Raw genomic sequence first — 22,791 nt, forward strand, 5'->3', positions numbered from 1 at the left:
TTGTATTGTTTTAAAAATTTTATTCTATTAGCAAGAACTTCAAGCTGCTAATGATAAGCGGTATTATGAGTCAAGGTAGTACTACATGTGCCACAAGCAACTGCAGATCCAGCTCCACCAGCATGTCCTTTTGAACACGTATAATGCCATACTCCAGCAGCATTTTGAGCTGGCTCGGGAGTCGCAGCAGGAGGAGCTGCAGGAGTCGCAAAAGGAGCAGAATTTGGCGTACTATTAGTATTTGAATGATAAGTCGTGTTATGGGCTAAAATATTTCCACAAGTTTCACACTTAACTGCTGATCCAGCACCTCCAGGACAACCTATTCTACAGGTATAATGCCAAACACCACTTGCATTTTGAGCAGGCTCTTTAGTAGGTGGAGTTGGAGTTACAGCTGGCGTTTTTGGCGTGTCAGAAACTTCTACTGCAGGTGTAGTATCTTCTTTTGTTGATTTAGTTTTATCATTACAGCTATAAAAAAAGAGAACTGAAGTAAAGAAAAGTATTGCAAGGGTCTTAAAGTATTTCATAATCTTATTTATTTTTCAAAATTTAAATTTACATTAATTTTATATAAGTTGACATTACAGCAATATCATCTATAAATCATCAAACTCTTAATCATTTAAGATCTAAAAATCATTATACCAATTAAATAAATCTGTTCTCACTCCTACTGTAAACCAAGTAGTACTTGTATTTAAAGCAGCAGCAGTATCAGCTTCTGGATTATAATTTCTAAATGTGATGTTGGTAAACAATCTCATATTGGTTGCAGGATTAATAACATAGCCACCTCCTAAATCTGCCTGAAAAACATTTGTTGTGTTTCCTTGCCCAACTGTAATTCCACTGTTTGCATTACGATCTACTTCGGTTCTATAAATATTGCTTCCGTAGTTAAAATTATCAGTACCATCATTGAAATCAAAGCCTCGTTTCCCTAAGATAAATTTAGCATCACCAAACCAACGTTTATAGTTGTAACGACCTATTAAAATCGCTTCGCTAAAATTTGCTCCCCAAAGATGCGCCATAGGTTGGTTGTTATGTGCATAATTTAATACAATAGAATTGTGAGAGTATGTATAAGGTCGCACTCTGTTATATTCAAATTGAAGTAATAAGTTGTCAACTTTAAAGGCATCAAAATATTTAACACCTAATTGGTAACCAAACTTATTTCTCCAACTCTTATCTCCTGCTGTGACATCATTAATTGCAAATTCATCTAGAATAAATTGTCCGTAGAGATTTACTTTGTTATTCCATTTATACTTTGCAGATGCTCCTAAAATAGCATTACCAGCATCTTGTCCTGTAGAAAACTCAATGGCTCTATAAAAAATCACCGGATTCAAATAATTAATATCAAATCCTCTATCATTGTCATTTGCCCATAGCACAGACTCGAATAAACCTATATTTAAACGTTTGGTAACATTCCAACTCAAATAGTGGTTTGCCATGTATTTTGTCAAAAATGCACCATCCTCTGTAACTTCTGGTCTTACATCTCTCAACCACATCCAAGTGTTCGTGTATTTTATTTTCCAGAATTTTGTGTTCAATTTTAAAAATGGATAAGGGCTTGTCGCATCACCTTGAAATAACGATCTATAACCATCACCTATAAAATTCTTACCGTGTCCAAATTGAACGTTGATGAATTTTGCTGGCGAATAGGATAAATAAGCTTCAGCAACTGGATAGTCAAATCCGCCATCTTTAAATAATTTTGATAATCCTCTTCCTGGTACGATTGGCTCGTTTCCTTCAGCGCTTAAACTTACAGCATACTCATTGAAATATTGCGCAAAGCGACCTTGACTCTCGTAAATGGAGGTCGTGAAATTAAACTTTTTACCCAAACCTCCTTGAATGAAAATTCCTCTTGTGTTATTGTACGTAGAACTGAAATCTGCTTCGGTATCTTTACCAACTTGTAAATCGAAAATAGGATCTACTGTAAACCAATAATCTTTACCTTGAACTTCAACTAAATGCTCGTTCCATAATTTTCTACTCCACCAACTTTCGCTTCCCTTAACTAAGGCTTCTTTTTCGGCTTTAAAATCATAATATGCTGAAACTTCATCGTAAGTAAATGGTTTTGCTGCTGTATGACTATTGGTTCCCAGACCATTCATTTCTTGGTCGAATCTCGAATAGTAATTATGTGTAAACGGGATATTTAACTGACTACTATATTCTAGCTTTTCATATTTAACAATACTATCCTTAACGTTTTTATATTCATCGCTAACGTCTGCATTTAAATTTGCAGCAGTTGATAGGTCTATGGTTTTTGCTTTTGCTTGTTGGGTTTGAATTTCCGAAGGATCAATTAAAGGTATTTTTATACCCAGTGAATATTGATAAAATGTTGGTTTCCCGTTGTAAGTTCCAGGAGTTATTTTTGGCAAAGAATCAAAAATACGTTTTGTTTCCTCTTTGAGTTCGTCATAAACTGCATCTATATATAAAACTGAAATCTCTCCTTCTTTATCAACCTCAAAAAGCACTTTAATTTCACCTTTATAACTATCATCATTGACTATTTGTGGAACTTTAAATTCCTTAAAAATAAACGCATTGATTTTATTATTGAAACACACCTTCAATTCGTCAATAGGTTGCGATTCACACTCAGGAAATACTGGTGATTTTTCAAAACTTGAAACCTCTTGCGCAGTTATAAAACCAAAAACAAATAAAAACACAAGTAAGAAACGATTCTTCATATAGCAAGTACAACATTATTTGTGCGAAAGATACTGTTTTTTTCAAAATTGAAGTCATACCATTTCTCATAAAAAAGCGATCTAAAACTATAGTTAGCTCTAGATCGCTTTAATTTTTTCTTCGGAAATGTGAAATTTTAATTCACTCTAAATACAATAGGAAGATTATAAATAACCGAAACCGGTTGTTTTCTTTGAAGTCCTGGTTCCATTTTAGGAATTTTATTAGTCACACGTTCTGCTTCTTTTTCTAAGCTTGGGTGTGGTGCTCTAGTCAAGATTTCTGTAACATTACCATTTTTATCAATTTTAAACTGAACATTGATACGCTGTGTACCAGATAATCCTAATTCTCCAGCAAGATCAGTATCAAATTTACGTTGTACTAACTTTGTGATTTTCTCATTCATGCATTTAATACGCTCGCTATTACTTGTCATTTTCTCGCAACCAGGATATACTGGTACGATTTCAACACCTCTTAAATCGAAAACTTCTGGAATCTCCACTGGTTTCTCATTCTTCCCTATCGTATCTGGATTTAAAGGCTTTGAAACAACAATAGGTGTTGTAACAATATCTACAGGAGGAGTTTTGTCTAGATCATCAACAATTTTAATGGTACTTGTAATAACTTGTTTTCTTACTTTTTTGACTGGTTGTTGTTTTGGCGCATCTGGCTCCACAACAAAAGGTGGCACATCAACGGTGTAGTCATCAGTATTTAAAGGTTCTAAAAGAGCGACCTTAAAATCTTTAGTTTCAAACTTCATCTCAAACAAAGCGTAAGTCCCTAAAAGACAAAGAATGAGTCCGATTTGAAAATACAACGATGAGTTTTTTTGTAAATTTGCATCGTGCTTGTGTGATTTTTGCACGTTTATATTGCTCTGACCAGCAATATCGTGCGATTTGTTAAAATCTTTCATAATATTTGATTTAAAATGTTAATATTATGTTTAAATCACAATAAGCATACCAAAGTAAAAATCCCATCTAATTAATTAGATGGGATTTTGAAATTTTATGATATGCTATTTTATATCTAGTCTTGTACTTGGAATAAAATTGGTAAAGAGTAAGGTACATTTACTGGCTTCCCTCTTTGCTTACCTGGTTTCATTTTTGGTAATAAACCAATAACTCGCTTAGCCTCTTTCTCAAGACCTGGATGTGGAGCTCTAGCTTGGATCCCAACAATGTTTCCTGTTTTATCAATTTTGAAGATCACGTTGATACGTTGTCTTCCAGATAATCCTAATTCACTAGCTAAATCTGTATCAAATTTCTTGTTTACAAACTTGCTAATCTTATCAGACATACATTGCTTCTTAGCATTGTTTCCTTTTTCATTTTCACAACCTGGAAAAATTGGCACATTTTCAATAACGTTAAAAGGAACATCTATATCTTCTTCTACTTCCTCAACCTCAATTTCTTCAACCTCTACGATTTCTTCTGTTTGATCTGTTTCTGTAGATTCAATTACTGTTTCTTCAATTTCTTTTTCATCTTCCACAATTTCAATTTCCTCTGGCACTACTGGTGGTGGAGGTGGTGGTGGTGGTGGAACAATTTTTTGATCTGTAATAGGAATATCCTCTTCTTCAAGAGCTTCTAAATCTAATTGACCAATATCAATAACTTCCTTTTCGTAAGTTCTTAAATTTATAGTCAAATAAGTAATGCCTAACATCAAGGCCATACCCACTGCAAAATACAGTGAACTGTTTCTACTTACATCTGCTTTAATATTCTTTTTAGGTTCCATGTTCTTAAAAGGTTTTCTGAATGCTAAATTAACCAAATATTTGTTAAAAAAGCAAGCTATTAATTCATTTTAACTTTGTTTATTTCTAAATGTAATCATAAGTGATGCAAAGACAACACCTAAAGTATTAGCTAAAGCATCGTAAACATCTAATGTTCTATATGATGTCAATACTTGTTGCAATACTTCAATAATAATGCCATAAATAATTACACTTATTGCAGATATGAGAATGACATGAGTCAATTTAACTGTTCTACAATAATTGTACACTAAAATTGTAAACAAAAAATAAGCTGTAAAATGGTAAATTTTATCATCAAAAGATGATCCTAAACTAGGAATACCTCCTACATGAGCTAAGCTACCAATAGTTAATGCTACTACATATAAAACTAAAACAGGTAATGCCCATTTTTTAAGCACCAATAAGAGCTTTGTAATCATCAGCAGATAATAGATTGTCAATTTCTGAAGCATCAGAGAATTTAATTTTTATCATCCAACCGTCACCATAAGGATCTGTGTTTACTTTTTCTGGCTCGTCTTCTAAGTTTTCGTTAAACTCAGAAATTTCTCCAGATAATGGTAAAAATAAATCTGAAACGGTTTTAACTGCTTCTACTGTACCAAAAATCTCTTCAACATCTAAAGTTTCATCAACGGTTTCAACTTCTACATAAACGATATCACCAAGTTCTCCTTGCGCAAAATCTGTAATGCCTACTGTAGCTGTATCACCTTCTATTTTGATCCACTCGTGATCTTTGGTATATTTTAAATCTGATGGTATATTCATCTTTTTAATTAATATTTATATGTTATTACAAATGTAATTTTTTTAGATAGTATTTACTACTAATTTCCAAAATTGTAACGCAATGTAAATCCTGATCTAATTGTCGTTTGTGGAAATGCAGTTGATATTTCGTACTCTGAGAATGTATAATCAAAGTAGAAGATTGCAGTTAAGTTTTTAGAAAATGCATAATCTGCAGTATACTTTAATCCCCAAATGGTTTGACCTTGTGTGATTTGATTATTTTCAATATCTAAATATCTAATAATGGTTTTATTGTTTCTTACTGAAACATCTGCCTTCATATTTAAATCACTTTTTATAACTTGCTTTGGTCCTGCTAATTTAGAATTAATACGTAAATCTTTGATACGGTATCCTAAACCTAAAATGTATTCTTTACCTTGAATTTCTGTCAATAAATTATTATCAAAACTCATAGACAATATTCTGTCTTTTTTCATTTCAGCTAAAATCTTTACTGAGTTCTTCATTTCAAAATCAAGTCTAAATAATGGACTAAATTGTTCTTCTAGATTGATGTTACTATAAATGGTTTGATTTTTAAAATTCCCAGATTGGTCAACAACATCATTAAAGTTAAGCTGGTCTTCATAAGCTACTCCTGGTTGTAAATCTTCTGGTTTTAAATCTAAATTTGTTCTAAATTGATTAATTGTATAACTAGAGCGGTAACCATGCGTAATTGAAAAACGCTTAAAACGTTTTTTAAACCACTTCATTTTCATGAAGCCTGTATATTTTAATTGCCAGTTAGGGATTGGAATATCTCTAAAAGCAGATAAACTAATCTTATCTGGATTTGTCCCTTTATAAGCTGCTAAAAATGATGGTAATAGTACAGCTTGACTGTTTTTACCAAAGCCTAAAGGATAACCTTCTGCATCTACAGCATAAGTATCATTCCCATAAAAGTTTCTCGCTAAACGTCTAGCAACTACTAGCCTATTTGTTCTAAAATCATCAAATGCTGCAGATTGATTTTCGTCACTTTTACTAAATGATGTTTTGATTAAAGCTGTTGAAATATTAAAATTTCCGAAGGAATTAGTAATCAACGGATTATAATCCAACACACCATCTGAACCTGGATCACCATTAGCATCTACAAAATCTTCAACTCTAAAGTTTTGCGTCGTGTTTTCAGAATATGTACGACCACCCGTTAGATCAATATTCAAATCTGGAATCAATTCTATGTCTGCAGAAATATCTAAAATACGATTAGTCGTTTCGCTATATTGCTGATTAAAATCCTCATATACAGTTAGCCAACCATTTCTAGCAGCTAAATCTCTAATATCACTTTGACTACCAAAAGTATAACCCAGAGTTGGCTTGAAAGTACCAATAAATCCAGGTGTTCTTAAATAACCTGGTAAATAAGAACCATTATTTTCGGTATAATTTATTTGAATACGTTTTACTGCAGTCAATAAATCTATTGCTCCATCCAATATTTTAGAACCTGCGCCTTTTTTACTTGGTTCATTTTGCGCAGCAGTTGGTGCAGTAGATTTTCCATCCTTATCTAAAGCATTAGGCGTTGCCCTTTTAGATGTTCTAGAACCTCTAGTTTTCTTTTTTGTAAGACCAACATGCTTATACAAAGTCTCCATGTTAAATGTAGAGTTGATATTATGAGTGTTCGCATTTTGGATTGAATTACCTAAATCTGGAATTCCAGGTAAACTGTTGTTAATGTCTGATCCTTTTTGCCATTGGAAATCTCCAGTATAAGAATACGTTGCTCTCATAAAACTCAACGTAGGAATCTTATATAATGGGATTTCATAGTTAACCTGTAGTTGCTGGTTTTGAATATTTGGATCACCAAAATCAAAGAATCCATCCCAAACATCTAAGTTTGGATTTTGTCTACCATTAATAACATCATCCACAAAATAATTTCTAACAATATTTGTGTTTGCAGCTGTAAAATTTAAACTCAATGCTTTCGTCAAGTTGTAATTAAGAGCATATTGCGTGTTAAAATTATAATTTCTTCGGAATAACTCTTCCAAACCAATATTATCTCCCGTTAAATCTACTTCTCTAAATTTTTGCTTATTAAACTGACGAATAATATCTGTATTTACTGAAAAACTCGTTGGTACTGGGTTAAAATTGAAGTCTTTTAAAATCTTCCAGTATTTACCTGTAAACAGAGAATCATTTTTCTTAAATGGCTCTATAGGCTTAGCATCAAAACTATAAGCATAATTAACTCCTGCTCTTATTTGCTGACTTAAAGCGCTCTCTATTTCAAAATCACGACTCTCTTCTTTGTTATAAGAGTAATTAACCGTTAAGTTTTCTACATCATAGAAACGTGGTTTTGAATCTCCTGTTCTATTTTTTCTAACACCTATAAAATTGATACTCTTACGTTTGACATAGGTTTCATTAACCTTTAAAATTGAATCACGATTAGTCGTATTATCTAACTGTGTTTGTAATTTTATATCTCTATAAAACTCATCATATTCTGGTGTGATAATTTGTTCACCTATTGCATAATTAAATGGTAATTGAATTCCCCATTTTTTAGGCAGTAACTGACCTAAATTTAAATTAGTCACTACATCATACTGCTCAACATCTTCTCTACTTCGTTCATTTGGTCTTTGCTCAACAGAACCAAAACCAATGGTACTTTTACGTCCTGTTGCACTTACATTAGCAAAGTCTGCAAAATTAGCATCCATTGCAGCAACTGCAGCCCATCCACCTTCATTATCTAAATCTGCTAAACGTAACTCATTGAACCAAACTTCTCCACAAACGTCCATTCCACTTTGACTAGCATTCTTAACACCTACCATTAAAACTCGTACATCTCCAAAGTTTGGATTTCCTTTAATAGCTACTCTTTGTTGTCCAATAGTATGTGGAGCAAATTCTGTTGTTTCTGTTAATTCACCTCCATTGAGGTCATAAAAATTTGGTTCTAAGTCTGCTAATGAACCATCTGCAATACCTATAGATTTTATTTGTTCTAATACATCTAGTTCTATATTAATTTCATTTACTTCTGGCCAAACAGACTCTGAAGATGACATACCAGATGATATTTGTAAAGGCACTTCTATTTGATAATAGTTTTGAGTAAAGTCATTACCCATACGTATAAAACCAACCAAATCACCATCAGTAAGCATAGATGTAGACTCTCCTTCATCTGCATGAATAAACATACGCAGTTTATTATACTGTCGCATATCTACATTAATATTTTTATAAACACCACGAGAATCTTGTGGTTCTAAATCACAAACCTCAAGTTGCAAAGATTGCTCATTTTGTCTAATAATATTATTGTTGTTATTTAATTGCTCTAATTCAACACCGGGAGGTAATACATAATTACCTTCATTTTGTTGAAGTCCAACAACACCTACAGTAAAATCTGTACTATCATTATCATTGTTAGCCTCATCATCAAGTGTTAATTTATAACGTCTCCAATCACTACGTACCAGATCTAAAGTTGCAAAACGCATGACCGTTTTCTCTTCAAAATCTTTTAAAAACAAACGCGCAAAACGAACTGATCTAATATCTGAGATACCTCCAATAGCTTCCGTAGGTTCAGAGATTGGGATTCTAAATTGATAATATGTAACATTTGCAGCTTGACCATTTGGTAACGTTACTGTTCTTGTTTTTACATCATTAATTTGAGGATTATTATCATTTAAAGTGTTTGGATCGATTTTTACTTCATATTGAAAATAACTATCAATAGTATTCATTGTATTATCTCTATTGATATCCTCAACATCAGGCTGCGCTGTAGAACCTCTATTCGTGTCTGTAAACACATCTGGAGAGTTCCCTTGCTGACCATTATATTTTTTGTAACGATTAAAAATATCGCCTTCAGTATTTAAGTAATAGGTATAATTATCTTTTGATGGATCTGGTCCAAACGCTGCTCCAAATTGCGCTAATTCTTGAGCATCATCATAACCGTCATAACCTGCATCTTGATTGTTACGCTCTTCTCCTCCAGTAGAGAAAGTATAAATTAATGATTGATTTCTAGGCACAACCGTTTGGTAAGCTGTTACTGGTAATATTGGTGTGATATCACCATCTTCTGGCAACCCATTCTCATATTGCTTCTTACCATCTTTTAATACATCTTCGGAAATGTTACCCAAATTAATAAATAGGCTTCCTGGAGAAGAACTTAAAATGGTGTTCCCACTGTCATCCATAAAAGGATTCATTAACCAAAACTCAATGTATTCTACGTTGGCTTGTTCAAAATCTGTAGACGTTATTTGTCTTGTAATTCCTGCCCAACTATCATTCGCCTCAATGTTATCTCCATCTGCATTTGGGTCAAAATTATATGGACCTCTCTCTGTTGGATAATACACTAAATCTAAAGTGTTTATTACTGTACTTTGACCTTGAGCAATATCTAATTGCGGGAAGACTTCATCAATAAACACACGTCGAGTATACAAGTCTGAAACATCTTCATCACTAATATCACCTGGACGTTGAGTACTATAAAAAATAGGGTCAATAGTGTACCAGTTTAATAATGCTCTATCAAAACCATTTTGAATACCATTTTCATCTTCACCACCAAAACCTGCATAAATTTTCCCTAAACCTCTAGGTCTACTCGATAAGAACCAGGATTGAGGCGATAATAAATCGATGGCACCTTGTGTACCTTCAAAATCATCTACATAAGCAGTAGCTTCATTGTCAAAGTCTGTTCCTTTAGGAGCTCCTGGTGCTAAATATGCAAACTCACCTCTTACCGAAAGATTTGAAGGCGCATCTGTATCAATATTTGGAAGTTTATTAACTAATCTTGTAAAAAATGGTACTTCTGTAGAATAATTACCATTAAAACCAAATATTGTATTATTAATTGGCTCTGTATTATAATTAGCTTTCTGAGTAATTGGACGCTCACTTAAATTTAAAAGTGTCGCACCTAAAACAAAGTTTTCATTAAACTGATGTTCTACATTTACTCCTGTAAAACGTCTTGTTTGTTGTCCGAAAACTGCATTATTTTCTACGGAAACATTGATAGGAATATTAGATGATTTTAAAGCTTCATCAATAATATACACACGACCAATTTGATAATTAACTGTATAATCTTGTCCCTCAACTAAAGTTCTTCCTCCAGCGGTTACAATCACAGATCCTCTAGGCACATTAAATGCTCCTAACGGAATCCCATCACCTCCTGAAGACTTGTAACGTCCCTTTATTTGAAATTTATTTTTCTCAGCTTCATCTAATGCTGCTGTTTTTGTTTCCTTGTAAAGAATATCGTAAACGTACTTTTCTTGATTGGCATTATATGGACTTCCTATTAATGGACCATCATAATTATAATCTGCTTCGTTATCTATACTAACACCATCGTCATCAAGAATATCAAATAGGTAACGACCAAAAGGTTCTGTTTTTGTAAATATGATTTTTCCATTTTGAGTTAAAACGGTCATACCTGGCACAAAATCAAAAAATCCATCACCACCTGCTTGTGGATCGTTATTAAAGTTTAATCTATCTAAATGAAATAACCTAATTAAAGGTGTGTCTATGATTTCTCCATCATCCGAAGTATCGAAAGGCGTGTTATTATTAAATTCTGGAAATGGAATTACAGTACCATCTTGTAATACAACAGGGGAAATATAGTTTAAAGGCGAAGCTTCAGTATAAAAAATATTAAGTCTAAAATCATCTTTATCTAATTGAAAAGCGCCAGTATCATAGATGTTTTTCATCATCAAGTCCCAAATAGGCTGATTGACATCTGTAATTGGACTCTTCAACATTTTAACAATCAAACTTTGTGTAGAACCTTCTTGAACGGTTATAAAACTATCATTAACACCATCAAAATTAGCGTCAGGTCCGTTATCGATTGTTCCGTCTCCATTAATATCTGCATCACCTATATCATTAATCCCATCGCCATCTGTATCTGGTCCATTATCTACCGTACCATCTCCATCAACATCTGCGTCAATAGCATCTGGAACACCGTCATTATCTGTATCATTTCCAGAAGCTGTAGAGTTCACACCATCATTAGCAAATTCACCAACTTGATACACTTCTCCACCTATAGTGTATTGAAAAGCAACTGCTAAAATTTCATCATTAAGTAATCTTTGATTTAAAGAAATATAACCTAGTTGTTGGCTTAACTCATAATCTCGTCCTTGTTCTAATTTTCTTGCGTTTTCAAGTTTTCCGAAGTCAAAACCTTCATTCGCAGGAATCAAGATACCTTGTTCTGCAGTTGTAATATCTCTTACTGCTGTTGATAATTGAGAACCTGCTCCTCCAATGTTTGTTGGATCAAAATTGTTATTTCCATTATCTGGGAATGATCCTGTGGGAACATTTATAAATCCTGCTGGCGGATTTTCTAAACCAATATCATCATTTGCAGTATCTGCAGGATCATAGTCTGATTCCCCTAAATCTTGGAGTGCTACAATATTTCTAACATTTTCGGTTTGATTACTCCTATTGGTTACCCATACTTCAATTCTCGTTACTTGAACATTATTAGCAATGTAAGGATAGCTTAACATCGATGCATCATAGGTATCTCTAAAATAGTGTGATAAGAAATAGTGTCTATTTTCATCGTAGTCTCTAGCAAAAAACTCAAATTCCTCTACAGTACCACCACCTTGAGCTACAACAGATTGTGATTGTGATTTTTGCTCAGAGAAAATAGCTGTTACTCTAGTTTTACCAAATTGTAATTCGGTTTTAACACCAAATAAACTCTGTGCACCAGTTATTAATGAACTATTAAGAGGCATACTTACGTTACCTACTTCAATTTTTCTAATAATATCATCTTCAGTTGGTGTATATTCTAACTTTGTTAATTGTTGAAAATCAAATGTAGATTCTGTATCATAATTAACAGTTACTTGTAAACGTGTACCTACTTTACCTAATAAACTTAAGCTGATACGCTGATCAAAATCAAACGTAAAATTACTTCGGTTTCTAGGCGAGAATGTTGGGTTGTCTTGTTTTGTGAATAATATTCCTAAATCTACTTCAGCAGAACCTTGAGGGATGACTTCAATTGTATTTCCTCCAAAAATAGTTTCAAAAAATCCAGAGTTGACATAAAATTCTGGTAATAGATTTTTTTGTTCATCCTCAGACCCTTCTTTTTGTCCTGCTGCAGCATCAATTTTTTGTTTATAATATTTTTGTTGCTGCTCTAGTAATACGAGTCTTTGAAATTCCGCAGGTGTTAAAATTATTGGATAGTTGATATTAAAATTTCCAACTGTTTCAGTATAAATGTATCTATCTGTAATTGGATCGTATGTGTATTTTGAAACTATACTTTGCGGATTTGGAATACTCAGCCTACCTAAAGAAAATCCTGTTTTAGTTGAATCTTGCTCTATAGGATCAGTTTGTGCAAAACCAAAACCACTAAACAAAACTAAAGCAATACTAAATAAGTGCTTAAATGATTTCGATAAAGTATAGTTAGTTGTAATCAAATTTCTATAAATTTTTTAACGCTTCTTTAATAATATTTTCTACAGTTGCATCTGGTTGCTTTGACACAATTTTATCCACAACACGTTCTGCTTGCTTTTTAACAAACCCTAAAACTTCTAAAGCTGATAACGCTTCATCTTTATTCGTATTGTTTTTATTAACAGAAACTTCGTCAATATCGTATACTTTAAGTATTTTATCTTTTAAATCTAATATTACTCTCGCTGCAGTTTTAGCTCCAATCCCTTTAACAGATTGAATTAATGCGACATCACCATGTGCAATACCCTCTTTAACTTGTTGTGGTGATAATGATGACAGCATCGTACGAGCTGTATTTGCTCCAATACCGCTTACAGATAATAATAATTTAAAAATTTCACGTTCTGAGACAGATGCGAATCCAAAAAGGGTATGAGAATCTTCTCGCACAATTAAATGTGTAAATAATTTGAGAGCCTCTTGGTCTGGAATTTGTGAAAAAGTATGTAATGATATATTTAAAAAATAACCAACACCATTACAGTCTATGACAACATCTGTTGGATTCTTCTCTACTAATTTACCTTGAATATGTGTTATCATTACTCAATTGGGTTTAATCTAAATCACAACATAATAACAACTATGTCACAATTAAAAATGAAAACTCAAATGTAATAAAATTATTTGCATTACAAAGATGATTAGTTTGGTAATACACTCTGCTTACTTACTAGATATCTTAGCTTTTTGTTGAGCATCTATCACTGCGATAGCGGTCATATTTACAATTTCATCTACACTTGCATGCAATTGTAAGATATGAACAGGTTTTTTCATACCCATCATTATAGGTCCAATAGAGTCTGCTTTATTAAGTTCCTTTAATAACTTATAAGTAATATTAGCCGATTCCAAATTAGGAAAAATAAGTGTATTCACCTTCTTTCCTGCAAGTTTAGAAAATGGAAATGTAGTCTCCAAAAGTTCTCTATTGAGCGCAAAATCAGTTTGTAATTCACCATCAACTATTAAACTAGGATGTCTTTTATGCAAATACTCTACTGCTTCTCGAACTTTAGTTGCTGTTTGATTTTTAGAAGATCCAAAATTAGAATAAGAGATCATTGCCATCACAGGCTCCATACCAAACATCTTTACTACACTTGCTGTCATTTGTGCAATTCTCGTTAAATCTTCTGCTGATGGATTAATATTAATAGACGTATCACTCAAAAACATTGGTCCACGTTGGGTCATCATTACATTAGTAGTCGCTGCTCTTGTAGATCCAGGAGCTAACCCAATAAGTTCTAACATTGGTTTTACTACAGATGGATAACTTCTAGAATACCCAGATATCAAAGCATCTGCATCTCCTACATTAACCATCATTGCTGCATAGTAATTACGCTCTCGCATTATTTTTTCTGCGGAATAAAGTGTTACACCTTTACGATTTCTTTGATTCCAATATACTTTTGCATATTGATTTTTTCGTTCTTCTTCTTCGTCAGATTTTGGATCAATGATTTCTATATCTGCATCAAATTCAATCTCTTCCATTAATTTAACAATCGTTTGACGACGACCTAATAAAATAGGTGTAGCAATCCCTTCATCATGAACAATCTGAGCAGCTTTTAGTACATCTAATTGATCTGCTTCTGCAAAAACCACTCGTTTTGGGTTCATTTTTGCTCTATTAATAAGCAATCTCACAATTTTGTTATCAGACCCTAAACGTTCTAAAAGTTCATTTTTATATTTTTCCCAATCCTCAATTGGTTCTGTCGCAACACCACTTTCCATGGCAGCTTTTGCTACTGCTGGAGGCACTTCGGCAATTAATCTTGGATCAAAAGGTTTCGGTATAATATAATCACGTCCAAAAGTCAAACGCGTTTCACCATAAGCGATATTTACTTGTTCTGGCACTGGTTCTTTAGCTAAATTTGCTAAAGCATAAACAGCTGCCATTTTCATAGCTTCATTTATTTTTGTAGCACGAACATCTAAAGCTCCTCTAAAAATAAATGGGAATCCAAGAACATTATTCACTTGGTTAGGATGATCACTTCTACCCGTTGCCATGATAATATCTTTACGAGTTGCAATAGCCACATCATAAGGAATCTCTGGATCTGGATTAGCCATAGCAAAAACAATAGGATCATTAGCCATAGCCAAAAGCATATTTGGAGTCACAATATCTGCCCTTGATAAACCGATAAAAACATCGGCATTTTCCATAGCTTCTAGTAGTGTATCAATTTTTCTATGCGTTGCAAATTCAGCTTTTTCAGTAGTAAGATCATCACGATCATCTCTAATGACACCTTTACTATCACACATGACCATATTCTCGCGTTTTGCTCCACAAGCTTGATATAATCTAGAACATGAAATAGCTGCAGCGCCAGCACCACTTATCACAATTTGAACTTCTTCTATTTTCTTTCCTGCAATTTCTATAGCATTTAATAATGCTGCTGCAGAAATAATAGCAGTACCATGTTGGTCATCATGCATTACAGGAATGTCTAATTCCTCTTTAAGTCGACGTTCTATTTCAAAAGCTTCAGGCGCTTTAATATCTTCAAGATTAATTCCTCCAAAAGTAGGAGCAATCATTTTTACGGTTTGAATGAATTCTTCAATATTTTCAGTATCAACCTCAATATCAAACACATCAATATCTGCAAATATTTTAAAGAGTAATCCTTTACCTTCCATTACAGGCTTTGATGCTTCAGGACCAATATTACCTAGACCTAAAACTGCAGTTCCATTTGATATTACAGCAACTAAATTTCCTTTTGCTGTATATTTATAAACGTTCTTTTTATCTTTTTCAATCTCTAAACAAGGCTCTGCTACTCCTGGAGAATATGCTAAAGATAAATCTCTTTGTGTTGCATATTTTTTTGTGGGAACTACTTGTATTTTTCCTGGAGTTGGTTTTGCGTGATACACTAAAGCTTCTCTGCGTTTACTTTGCTTGCTCATATAGGTGGTGTGAATTAATTATAGCTTGTAAAAAATCGAATTACAAATGTACGTGTTTTAAGAGTAACTTAAACTGAGAATTATTGAGTTTTCTTCGGAAATATTAAACCTTTGGAATGGGATATTTATTTCTAAACCTTCAAACTTAGTACGTTTAGCTAAAGCCTTTTGAAGCAAGTAAAAACAAAAAGCCTCAATAATCAAAAAATGATTACTGAGGCTTTTATTATACTGTTAATTATATAAAATTACTTATTTAATACTTTAGCTCCTTCTGGTTTTGAAAAGAAATTTTCTTCTACAGTTGGAGAAAAACTAATATCACTAACGTCTATTTTAGTAATATACTCACCTAACCCATCCTTATCATTAGTTGACCAATAGGTTTTAAAACCTGTTGCAAAAACAATACCGTCTACAGTAGTTGTTCCTTGAGTCACTGTAATCTTCTCTGGAGCATGACCTCCATTAGGGAAGTACTCTGGATAAGAAACAATATATTTAAAAGCATCAACCAAATTAGTTTTTGCATTTACATATAGAATATAATAATCATCTGGAGCAGATCCTACACCAGCATCATAAGTCGCTTTTATGACTTTTTGCATTGTACCTTGAAATTCTTGTTCTGGTAATAATTCAAGGTTAACACCTTCTCCATCTAAAACAAAAGGCTGACCAGAAAAATATAATGGTGTTAACGCCCAAAATTGCGTATCGTAAGCAAATGAAGTACTATCCTTTGGTTTTACCCAAGCTTCTTCACCATCCCAACCAAAACTTGATGTTGGATCTGTAATACTATTATGTCTTGCCTTATTACTCCAAGTATCTATGGTTTGATAAGAATCTCTAATACCTTTAACATTTACTGGTGCGTAATTAAAATGAAACGAAAAATAGCCATTAGAATACCATTTATTCAAACCTCCATGTGCTTCCATTGCGCTCCAAAGTACTTTACCTGCTTCTGTAGTATTAAGTCTTTTATTAGCTGCATCAACTCTTTTTTGTATCCAAGAATCTGGAATATCATAATTAGCTTCAGTTGTTTTTACTTCTGTAGTAGTATCTACTTCTTCTTTGGCTGTTTGCTTACAAGCTACAAGATTTAATACTAAAAATAAACCTAGAAGTTTATAGAGTGTTTTCATTTTTTGTGTCTTTTAATTGATTAATCAGCTATAGTCGAAACAAATCTTTAAACATTTCAAAACTAAATAACTTTATTTTGAAAGCTCCTAAATTAATTGATTCAAACTGTATTTAAAGTGCGAAAATACTAAACGATAATTGTTAAAACATCGCTATTTTAAAAAATTAATATTTCGGTTTAATCCTTCAAATTTTGTTCGTTTAACTGCCGATTTTTTAAATATCTTATTAAAGGTGTCTTTTGTAATTTCTTCCCAATCCTTTTTAGTCATTGACAATAATTCTGGATGTGGATTAAATAAGGGTTCACTGTGCGCTTTTGAAAATCGATTCCAAGGACACACATCTTGACAAATGTCACAACCAAACATCCAATCATTAAACTGACCTTTAAATTCCGTAGGAATATTTTCTTTTAGTTCTATAGTGAAATAAGAAATGCATTTGCTTCCATCTACAACATAAGGTTCTGTAATGGCTTCGGTTGGGCATGCATCAATGCATGCAGTACAAGTTCCGCAATGGTCTGTTGTTGCGTGGTCGTATTCTAAGTCTAAATCAATAATAAGTTCTGCTATAAAATAGAAGGAACCAATTTGTTGCGTGAGTAAGTTGCTATGTTTTCCAATCCATCCTAATCCAGATTTTGCTGCCCAAGCTTTATCTAATACTGGTGCAGAATCGACAAAAGCTCTTCCGTGTACATCTCCAATTTTATCTTGAATAGAATATAATAATTCTTTCAGTTTATCTTTGATGACGAAGTGATAATCGGTTCCGTAGGCGTATTTTGAGAGTTGATAACTTTCAGGGTTTTGAATTTCCGAAGGAAAATAATTTAAAAGTAATGATACCACACTTTTTGAACCTTCAACCAATTTTGTTGGGTCGAGGCGTTTATCAAAGTGGTTTTCCATATAACGCATTTCGCCATGTGCATTATTCTTCAACCATTTTTCGAGTCGAGGCGCTTCTTCTTCTAAAAAGCCTGCTTTACTTATTCCGCAGGACAAAAACCCAAGACGTTTGGCTTCTGCTTTTATAAATTGAGATTGTTGTGTTTTGTTCACGTTCAAATTTAAAACATCTAAAGTTTATTTTAGAGTTTTAAAGAAAACTAAATGGATTAATTACAACCCATATCTTGAGATGACATAGGATCTGCATTAGGAAAACAATAACCAGTTGGTAATTCTTCTGGAACATAACGTTGTAAATTACTATCATAAAGTGCATTTTCTAGAAATGCAGTAATCGCATCAATTTCATCATCTGATAAATTAAGAGATGCAAATAAAGGAGTCACTTGACTAGACGAAACTTCTTGATTTTCTATTTCAGCAGTATTTTTATAACGAATAACATCTTCAATAGATTGAAAACTTCCTCCATGACCAAAAAATGTCACATCTTTTAAATTATACAATTGAGGTGTTTTAAATTTAAAATCATCTTCTGGGTTATTGGTAAAACCTCCTCGACCTCGTTTAGTAGCATCATCTATTATTGTCAATACTTCATCTCCTGCTAAATCTTTCATACCTAAAGCATAAAAATCCATTCCGTTTAAAGCTGGGCCAGAATGACATGAATAACAATTAGCATCATCAAAAAACAAGAGAGCTCCTTCTGTTTCTTGCTCATTCATAGCATTTTCATTTCCGTTTAACCATTGCTGAAAAGGTGCTTGATTTGGTAATAACGTACGCTCATAAGCTGCGATTGCTAAACCTGCATTTAACTTTGAATAACGATCTGAAACATCATCATTTGGGAATGCCTCATCAAACATATCTTTATAAGTTGAATTAATTATAAAATTTTGGTCAATAACTAATCTGTGTACATCTAAACCTGCAATAGCTTGAGTTTCTACACCTTCAAACCCTAAGTTATTAACAGCTTTAGGTGTGCCAATTGTCCAGTTTGCTTCGGTACCTTGATTTGTTCCTGTACCACCAAATTGACCATTCCAAAGCATAACGTCTTGATATGCAACGTTGAGTACACTTGGTGTTCTAATGGGCTGAACATCTATATCTGCCTCCAAGTACATGACATTTTTGAATCGTCCTTCACCATTAACTCCAAAACCATTTCCACCTTCTCCAATACCTTGCAATATTCCACTTTGAAAACCAGCCTTAGCATGATGACAACTTGCGCAAGAATACATTTGCATACTTTCCTCCATATTTGGATTCATTGCAATTCCTGTTTCATGAAAAAGCATTTTACCAAGTTCTACTTTTGCAGAAGTTATTGAGTTATTAGGATCGTTTGGGATGAGATTGAAATCTGTTGCTAAAGGTTGAATTAAAGCATCTTTAGAACCGTAAAGTTCAATAATCCTACTTTCTAGAATACTCTGTGATGGAATTGACTCGTAGTTATCATCATCTGATGCACAAGACACCAAAAAGGTAGTAAATCCTGTCAATAACAGAATATAGAATCGTAAATTTTTCATTGTGATTGATTTAATAGCTTCTGAAAAGTAAATTAAAATAAATAACAAGCTGAATAAATTAGATTAAAGTCTTGTTTTATACCACATATAACATTAGCGGAGATAAACTGCTGATTTTCACTTATTAAGTGATGACATTAATTTTAAGTTCTCTTTTCAAATCTTAAAAATGCATTTTTTGGTTTCAAAGTAATTAAAGGAGTAATATCAATATCTTCAAAATCTGGATATATTTTATACTTTGAAACTAATTCTTGAACCGCAATAATCATTTCAAACATAGCAAAGTTATTACCAATACATTTTCTTGGTCCTGCTCCAAAGGGAAAATATTGTGATGAGAACTTTCTTGAACCTTCATCAAAACGTTCTGGTTTAAATTGGTCTGCATCATCCCAAAGATCTGGATGACGATGTATTTCATAAACCGAAAATAAGAGATTAGAATCTGCTTCAAAGTCTAAACCATTAAAACTATCATCTGTCTTATTTACACGATCTATAAAATAAGCTGGAGGATACAATCTCATGGATTCCTCAATAACTTGCTGACAAATTTTTGAAGCCATAACATTAACCATCAATTCATCTGCCTCTTTTTTTACTTCGGAAATTTCCTCATATATCTTCTCTTGCCATTCAGGATGTTTCGCTAGTAACTGAAATGTAAATGTCAATGCATTAGAAGTCGTCTCATGTCCTGCTGTAAATATGATTAAGATTTCATCAATAAGTTGTTCTTCACTCATCCCAAGTCCGTCATCATATTTGGTTTCGAGTAGCATATCTAATAAATCATCATAACGTTTACCAGATGATTTTCTTTCATCTACAATACGCTTTAAAATTACTCTAGCTTCTTCTGAAAGGTTTAAATGTGTATTAATCGTACCACTTAGTTTAAACCACCAACCTAGGTAAGGTTGACGTAATTCTCTAACGAGCATGCGTTGATTAGCTTCGGTTATAAACTGAAGCCTTCCCATATCTTTTGATTTGGCTGCTTTAGTAAATAATGATTTAACTACCGTTTGAAATGCTAAATCATTAAGAATTGGAAAAATATCTATGGTAGAATCTGTTTGTATCTTTTCATATTCTGAAACTATTGTGTCTTGCATCCCACTCAGCAACTTTTCTAATTGCTTTTTGTGAAAAGCAGGTTGCATCATTTTACGCTGTTTCTTCCATTTTTCACCTTCGGAAGTTAACAAGCCTTCACCTACATATTTGACTAAGTCTTCGGTTTGAATTTTAGATTTTTTATAGTTTTTTTGATTCTTCTGAAGTACATATACTGCAAAAGCTGCATCTCTACAAAAAATCACGCTATTTTTAAACCCAATTTTTAATCTAAAAATATCACCTAGTTCATTGAAGTTTCTATTATGAAATGGTAAAGGGTTTTTAAGTATTTCTAACGAATGCCTAATGAATTTATTTAAAGGAACTGTAGGTATTTGTTTTTTATCTTCCATTCACTTTTTAGAATAATCCTCCTTGAGTAGGTCCTTTAATCTTACCTAAATGTTTGTAAGCTTGTTCTGTTACTTCTCGTCCACGAGGTGTACGCATTAAAAAGCCTTGTTGAATAAGAAATGGCTCATAAACCTCTTCTATGGTTTCTGCGCTTTCGCTAACAGCAGTCGCAATTGTTGTAATCCCAACTGGTCCACCTTTAAATTTATCAATTATAGTGGACAATATTTTATTATCCATTTCATCCAAACCATGAGCATCTACACTGAGTGCTTCAAGGGCGAACTTAGCAATCTTGATATCTATACTACCATTTCCTTTTATTTGAGCGAAATCACGAACGCGACGTAATAAAGCATTTGCAATTCTTGGTGTACCACGACTTCGTCCAGCAATCTCAACAGCTGCTTCCATAGAAATAGGAACATTCAAAATAGTTGCACTACGTTGAACAATTGTGGTTAGTAATTCAGTATTATAATATTGTAATCTACTTTGTATCCCAAAACGTGCTCGCATTGGAGACGTTAGTAATCCTGAACGTGTAGTCGCTCCAACTAGCGTAAACGGATTTAAATTAATTTGAACCGTTCTTGCGTTAGGTCCAGACTCAATCATGATATCGATTTTGTAGTCTTCCATTGCTGAGTATAGATACTCTTCTACAATTGGACTTAATCGATGAATTTCATCTATAAATAATACATCACGCTCATCAAGATTGGTTAGCAATCCAGCTAAGTCTCCTGGTTTATCTAAAACTGGTCCAGAAGTCACTTTTATACCAACATTAAGCTCACTTGCTAAAATATGCGCTAACGTTGTTTTACCCAATCCTGGAGGTCCATGAAATAGTGTGTGGTCTAAAGCTTCATCTCTACCGTTAGCTGCCTGAACAAAAATTTGAAGATTCTCCAATACCTGATCTTGACCTGTAAAATCATCAAAGGACAAGGGTCTTAACTTTTTTTCTACATCAAGTTCTTCTGGAGTGAAATTGTCGTCTGTTGGGTCTAGGTTTTCGTTCATACTACTTCCTGCGAAAGCAGGAGTCTTTTTTATATAAAATCTACAAGGTTTTAGAAATCTTGCAGGTTTGCTTGAAACAAATATAATGAAAAAGCCTTTCTAAATTTTAGAAAGGCTTTCATTATATTTATGTAAGTCAAATTAAGGATCTATAACTGGACCTCCACTGGTTTTTTTGCAATCACCTCTAATAGGACCTTCTGGATCTGCATTATCGGGAACACATTTTGTACAATGATTGCCCTCTGGAATACAACCATCATTATTTGCACATGCAACGGTTTCACAGACTACTGAGCCAGATCTATATTGACCATTATCTCCTTTAATTAAAGCAATTGTAGACACTACATTACCTTCACTATGAAAACGTAGATATTGCTTAGAATCAATTTCTATAACTTCAAATGATTGTGGAGTTAAATCTTGACTATATACTCTAGTGAATTTCCTAAAAGTATTCATAACCTTTTCATTTGAAACACCTAATTGTACTTTCCCATCTTTCTCATAACCAATAACACTACTAGTTAATCGATCAAAGGTGATTTCTTTTGTAAGTTCTGCATTTTGATTTATTTGCTTACTATCTTCTTGTTCACAGGACAAAAAGACAAATATTACAATAAATAAACTGAAAATTATTTTTTTCATAATAGTCTGACTTTAAATTCATTATAAATGTAAAAAAAAAAAAAACAATTATAAAAATATTATTTGAATTTTGTACAAAAGAAAAAATAACCCGACTTTATATTTCAGCATAATCCAATATAAAAAAAAGACCTTT

At 33.0% G+C, this 22,791-nt stretch carries 15 protein-coding genes; all 15 read right to left on the reverse strand.

Annotation, left to right across the window (positions count from 1 at the left end):
• Positions 1 to 47 precede the first annotated feature (47 nt).
• The 15 genes from IM744_RS12330 to IM744_RS12400 all read right to left on the reverse strand — a co-directional run bounded on the left by IM744_RS12330 (position 48) and on the right by IM744_RS12400 (position 22,655).
• The gene (locus tag IM744_RS12330) at positions 48 to 533 is read right to left on the reverse strand and encodes a hypothetical protein (RefSeq protein WP_194508457.1); all 486 of its coding nucleotides are present in this window, start codon (positions 531 to 533) and stop codon (positions 48 to 50) included.
• A 102-nt stretch (positions 534 to 635) separates the two neighbouring features.
• On the reverse strand, positions 636 to 2,747 hold the full coding sequence (locus tag IM744_RS12335; RefSeq protein WP_194508458.1) for a gliding motility protein RemB: 2,112 nt from the start codon (positions 2,745 to 2,747) through the stop codon (positions 636 to 638).
• A gap of 137 nt (positions 2,748 to 2,884) precedes the next feature.
• The gene (locus IM744_RS12340) at positions 2,885 to 3,676 is read right to left on the reverse strand and encodes an energy transducer TonB (protein ID WP_194508459.1); all 792 of its coding nucleotides are present in this window, start codon (positions 3,674 to 3,676) and stop codon (positions 2,885 to 2,887) included.
• Between the two features lie 116 nt (positions 3,677 to 3,792).
• Positions 3,793 to 4,518 carry an energy transducer TonB gene (locus IM744_RS12345; protein WP_194508460.1) on the reverse strand — a complete coding sequence of 242 codons (726 nt, stop codon included), beginning with the start codon at positions 4,516 to 4,518 and terminating at the stop codon, positions 3,793 to 3,795.
• 69 nt (positions 4,519 to 4,587) lie between these two features.
• Positions 4,588 to 4,965, reverse strand: a complete 378-nt coding sequence (locus IM744_RS12350; protein ID WP_194508461.1) for a VanZ family protein — start codon at positions 4,963 to 4,965, stop codon at positions 4,588 to 4,590.
• Positions 4,937 to 5,317 (reverse strand): glycine cleavage system protein GcvH, encoded by a 381-nt coding sequence (gene gcvH, locus IM744_RS12355; protein ID WP_194508462.1) that lies wholly within the window; start codon positions 5,315 to 5,317, stop codon positions 4,937 to 4,939. The genes IM744_RS12350 and gcvH overlap by 29 nt, the downstream gene beginning before the upstream one ends.
• 59 nt (positions 5,318 to 5,376) lie before the next feature.
• Positions 5,377 to 12,876 (reverse strand): T9SS outer membrane translocon Sov/SprA, encoded by a 7,500-nt coding sequence (gene sov, locus IM744_RS12360; protein ID WP_194508463.1) that lies wholly within the window; start codon positions 12,874 to 12,876, stop codon positions 5,377 to 5,379.
• A gap of 4 nt (positions 12,877 to 12,880) precedes the next feature.
• Entirely contained in the window at positions 12,881 to 13,462 is a 582-nt protein-coding gene (ruvA, locus tag IM744_RS12365) for a Holliday junction branch migration protein RuvA (protein ID WP_194508464.1), read from the reverse strand.
• Between the two features lie 123 nt (positions 13,463 to 13,585).
• On the reverse strand, positions 13,586 to 15,868 hold the full coding sequence (locus IM744_RS12370; protein ID WP_194508465.1) for an NADP-dependent malic enzyme: 2,283 nt from the start codon (positions 15,866 to 15,868) through the stop codon (positions 13,586 to 13,588).
• A gap of 248 nt (positions 15,869 to 16,116) precedes the next feature.
• Positions 16,117 to 17,022, reverse strand: a complete 906-nt coding sequence (locus tag IM744_RS12375; RefSeq protein WP_194508466.1) for a hypothetical protein — start codon at positions 17,020 to 17,022, stop codon at positions 16,117 to 16,119.
• A 153-nt stretch (positions 17,023 to 17,175) separates the two neighbouring features.
• Positions 17,176 to 18,093: a tRNA epoxyqueuosine(34) reductase QueG gene (gene queG / locus IM744_RS12380; RefSeq protein WP_379660179.1), complete on the reverse strand. Its 918-nt coding sequence runs from the start codon at positions 18,091 to 18,093 to the stop codon at positions 17,176 to 17,178.
• Between the two features lie 56 nt (positions 18,094 to 18,149).
• Positions 18,150 to 19,493 carry a cytochrome-c peroxidase gene (locus tag IM744_RS12385; protein ID WP_194508468.1) on the reverse strand — a complete coding sequence of 448 codons (1,344 nt, stop codon included), beginning with the start codon at positions 19,491 to 19,493 and terminating at the stop codon, positions 18,150 to 18,152.
• Positions 19,494 to 19,636: 143 nt separating this feature from the next.
• Positions 19,637 to 20,971 carry a cytochrome P450 gene (locus IM744_RS12390; RefSeq protein WP_194508469.1) on the reverse strand — a complete coding sequence of 445 codons (1,335 nt, stop codon included), beginning with the start codon at positions 20,969 to 20,971 and terminating at the stop codon, positions 19,637 to 19,639.
• Between the two features lie 7 nt (positions 20,972 to 20,978).
• On the reverse strand, positions 20,979 to 22,001 hold the full coding sequence (ruvB, locus tag IM744_RS12395) for a Holliday junction branch migration DNA helicase RuvB (RefSeq protein ID WP_194508470.1): 1,023 nt from the start codon (positions 21,999 to 22,001) through the stop codon (positions 20,979 to 20,981).
• 141 nt (positions 22,002 to 22,142) lie between these two features.
• A complete protein-coding gene (locus tag IM744_RS12400) occupies positions 22,143 to 22,655 on the reverse strand; it encodes a hypothetical protein (RefSeq protein ID WP_194508471.1) in 513 nt (170 codons plus the stop codon).
• Positions 22,656 to 22,791: the final 136 nt, after the last annotated feature.

This window comes from Psychroserpens luteus (assembly GCF_015319355.1).
Classification (GTDB): Bacteria; Bacteroidota; Bacteroidia; order Flavobacteriales; family Flavobacteriaceae; genus Psychroserpens; species Psychroserpens luteus.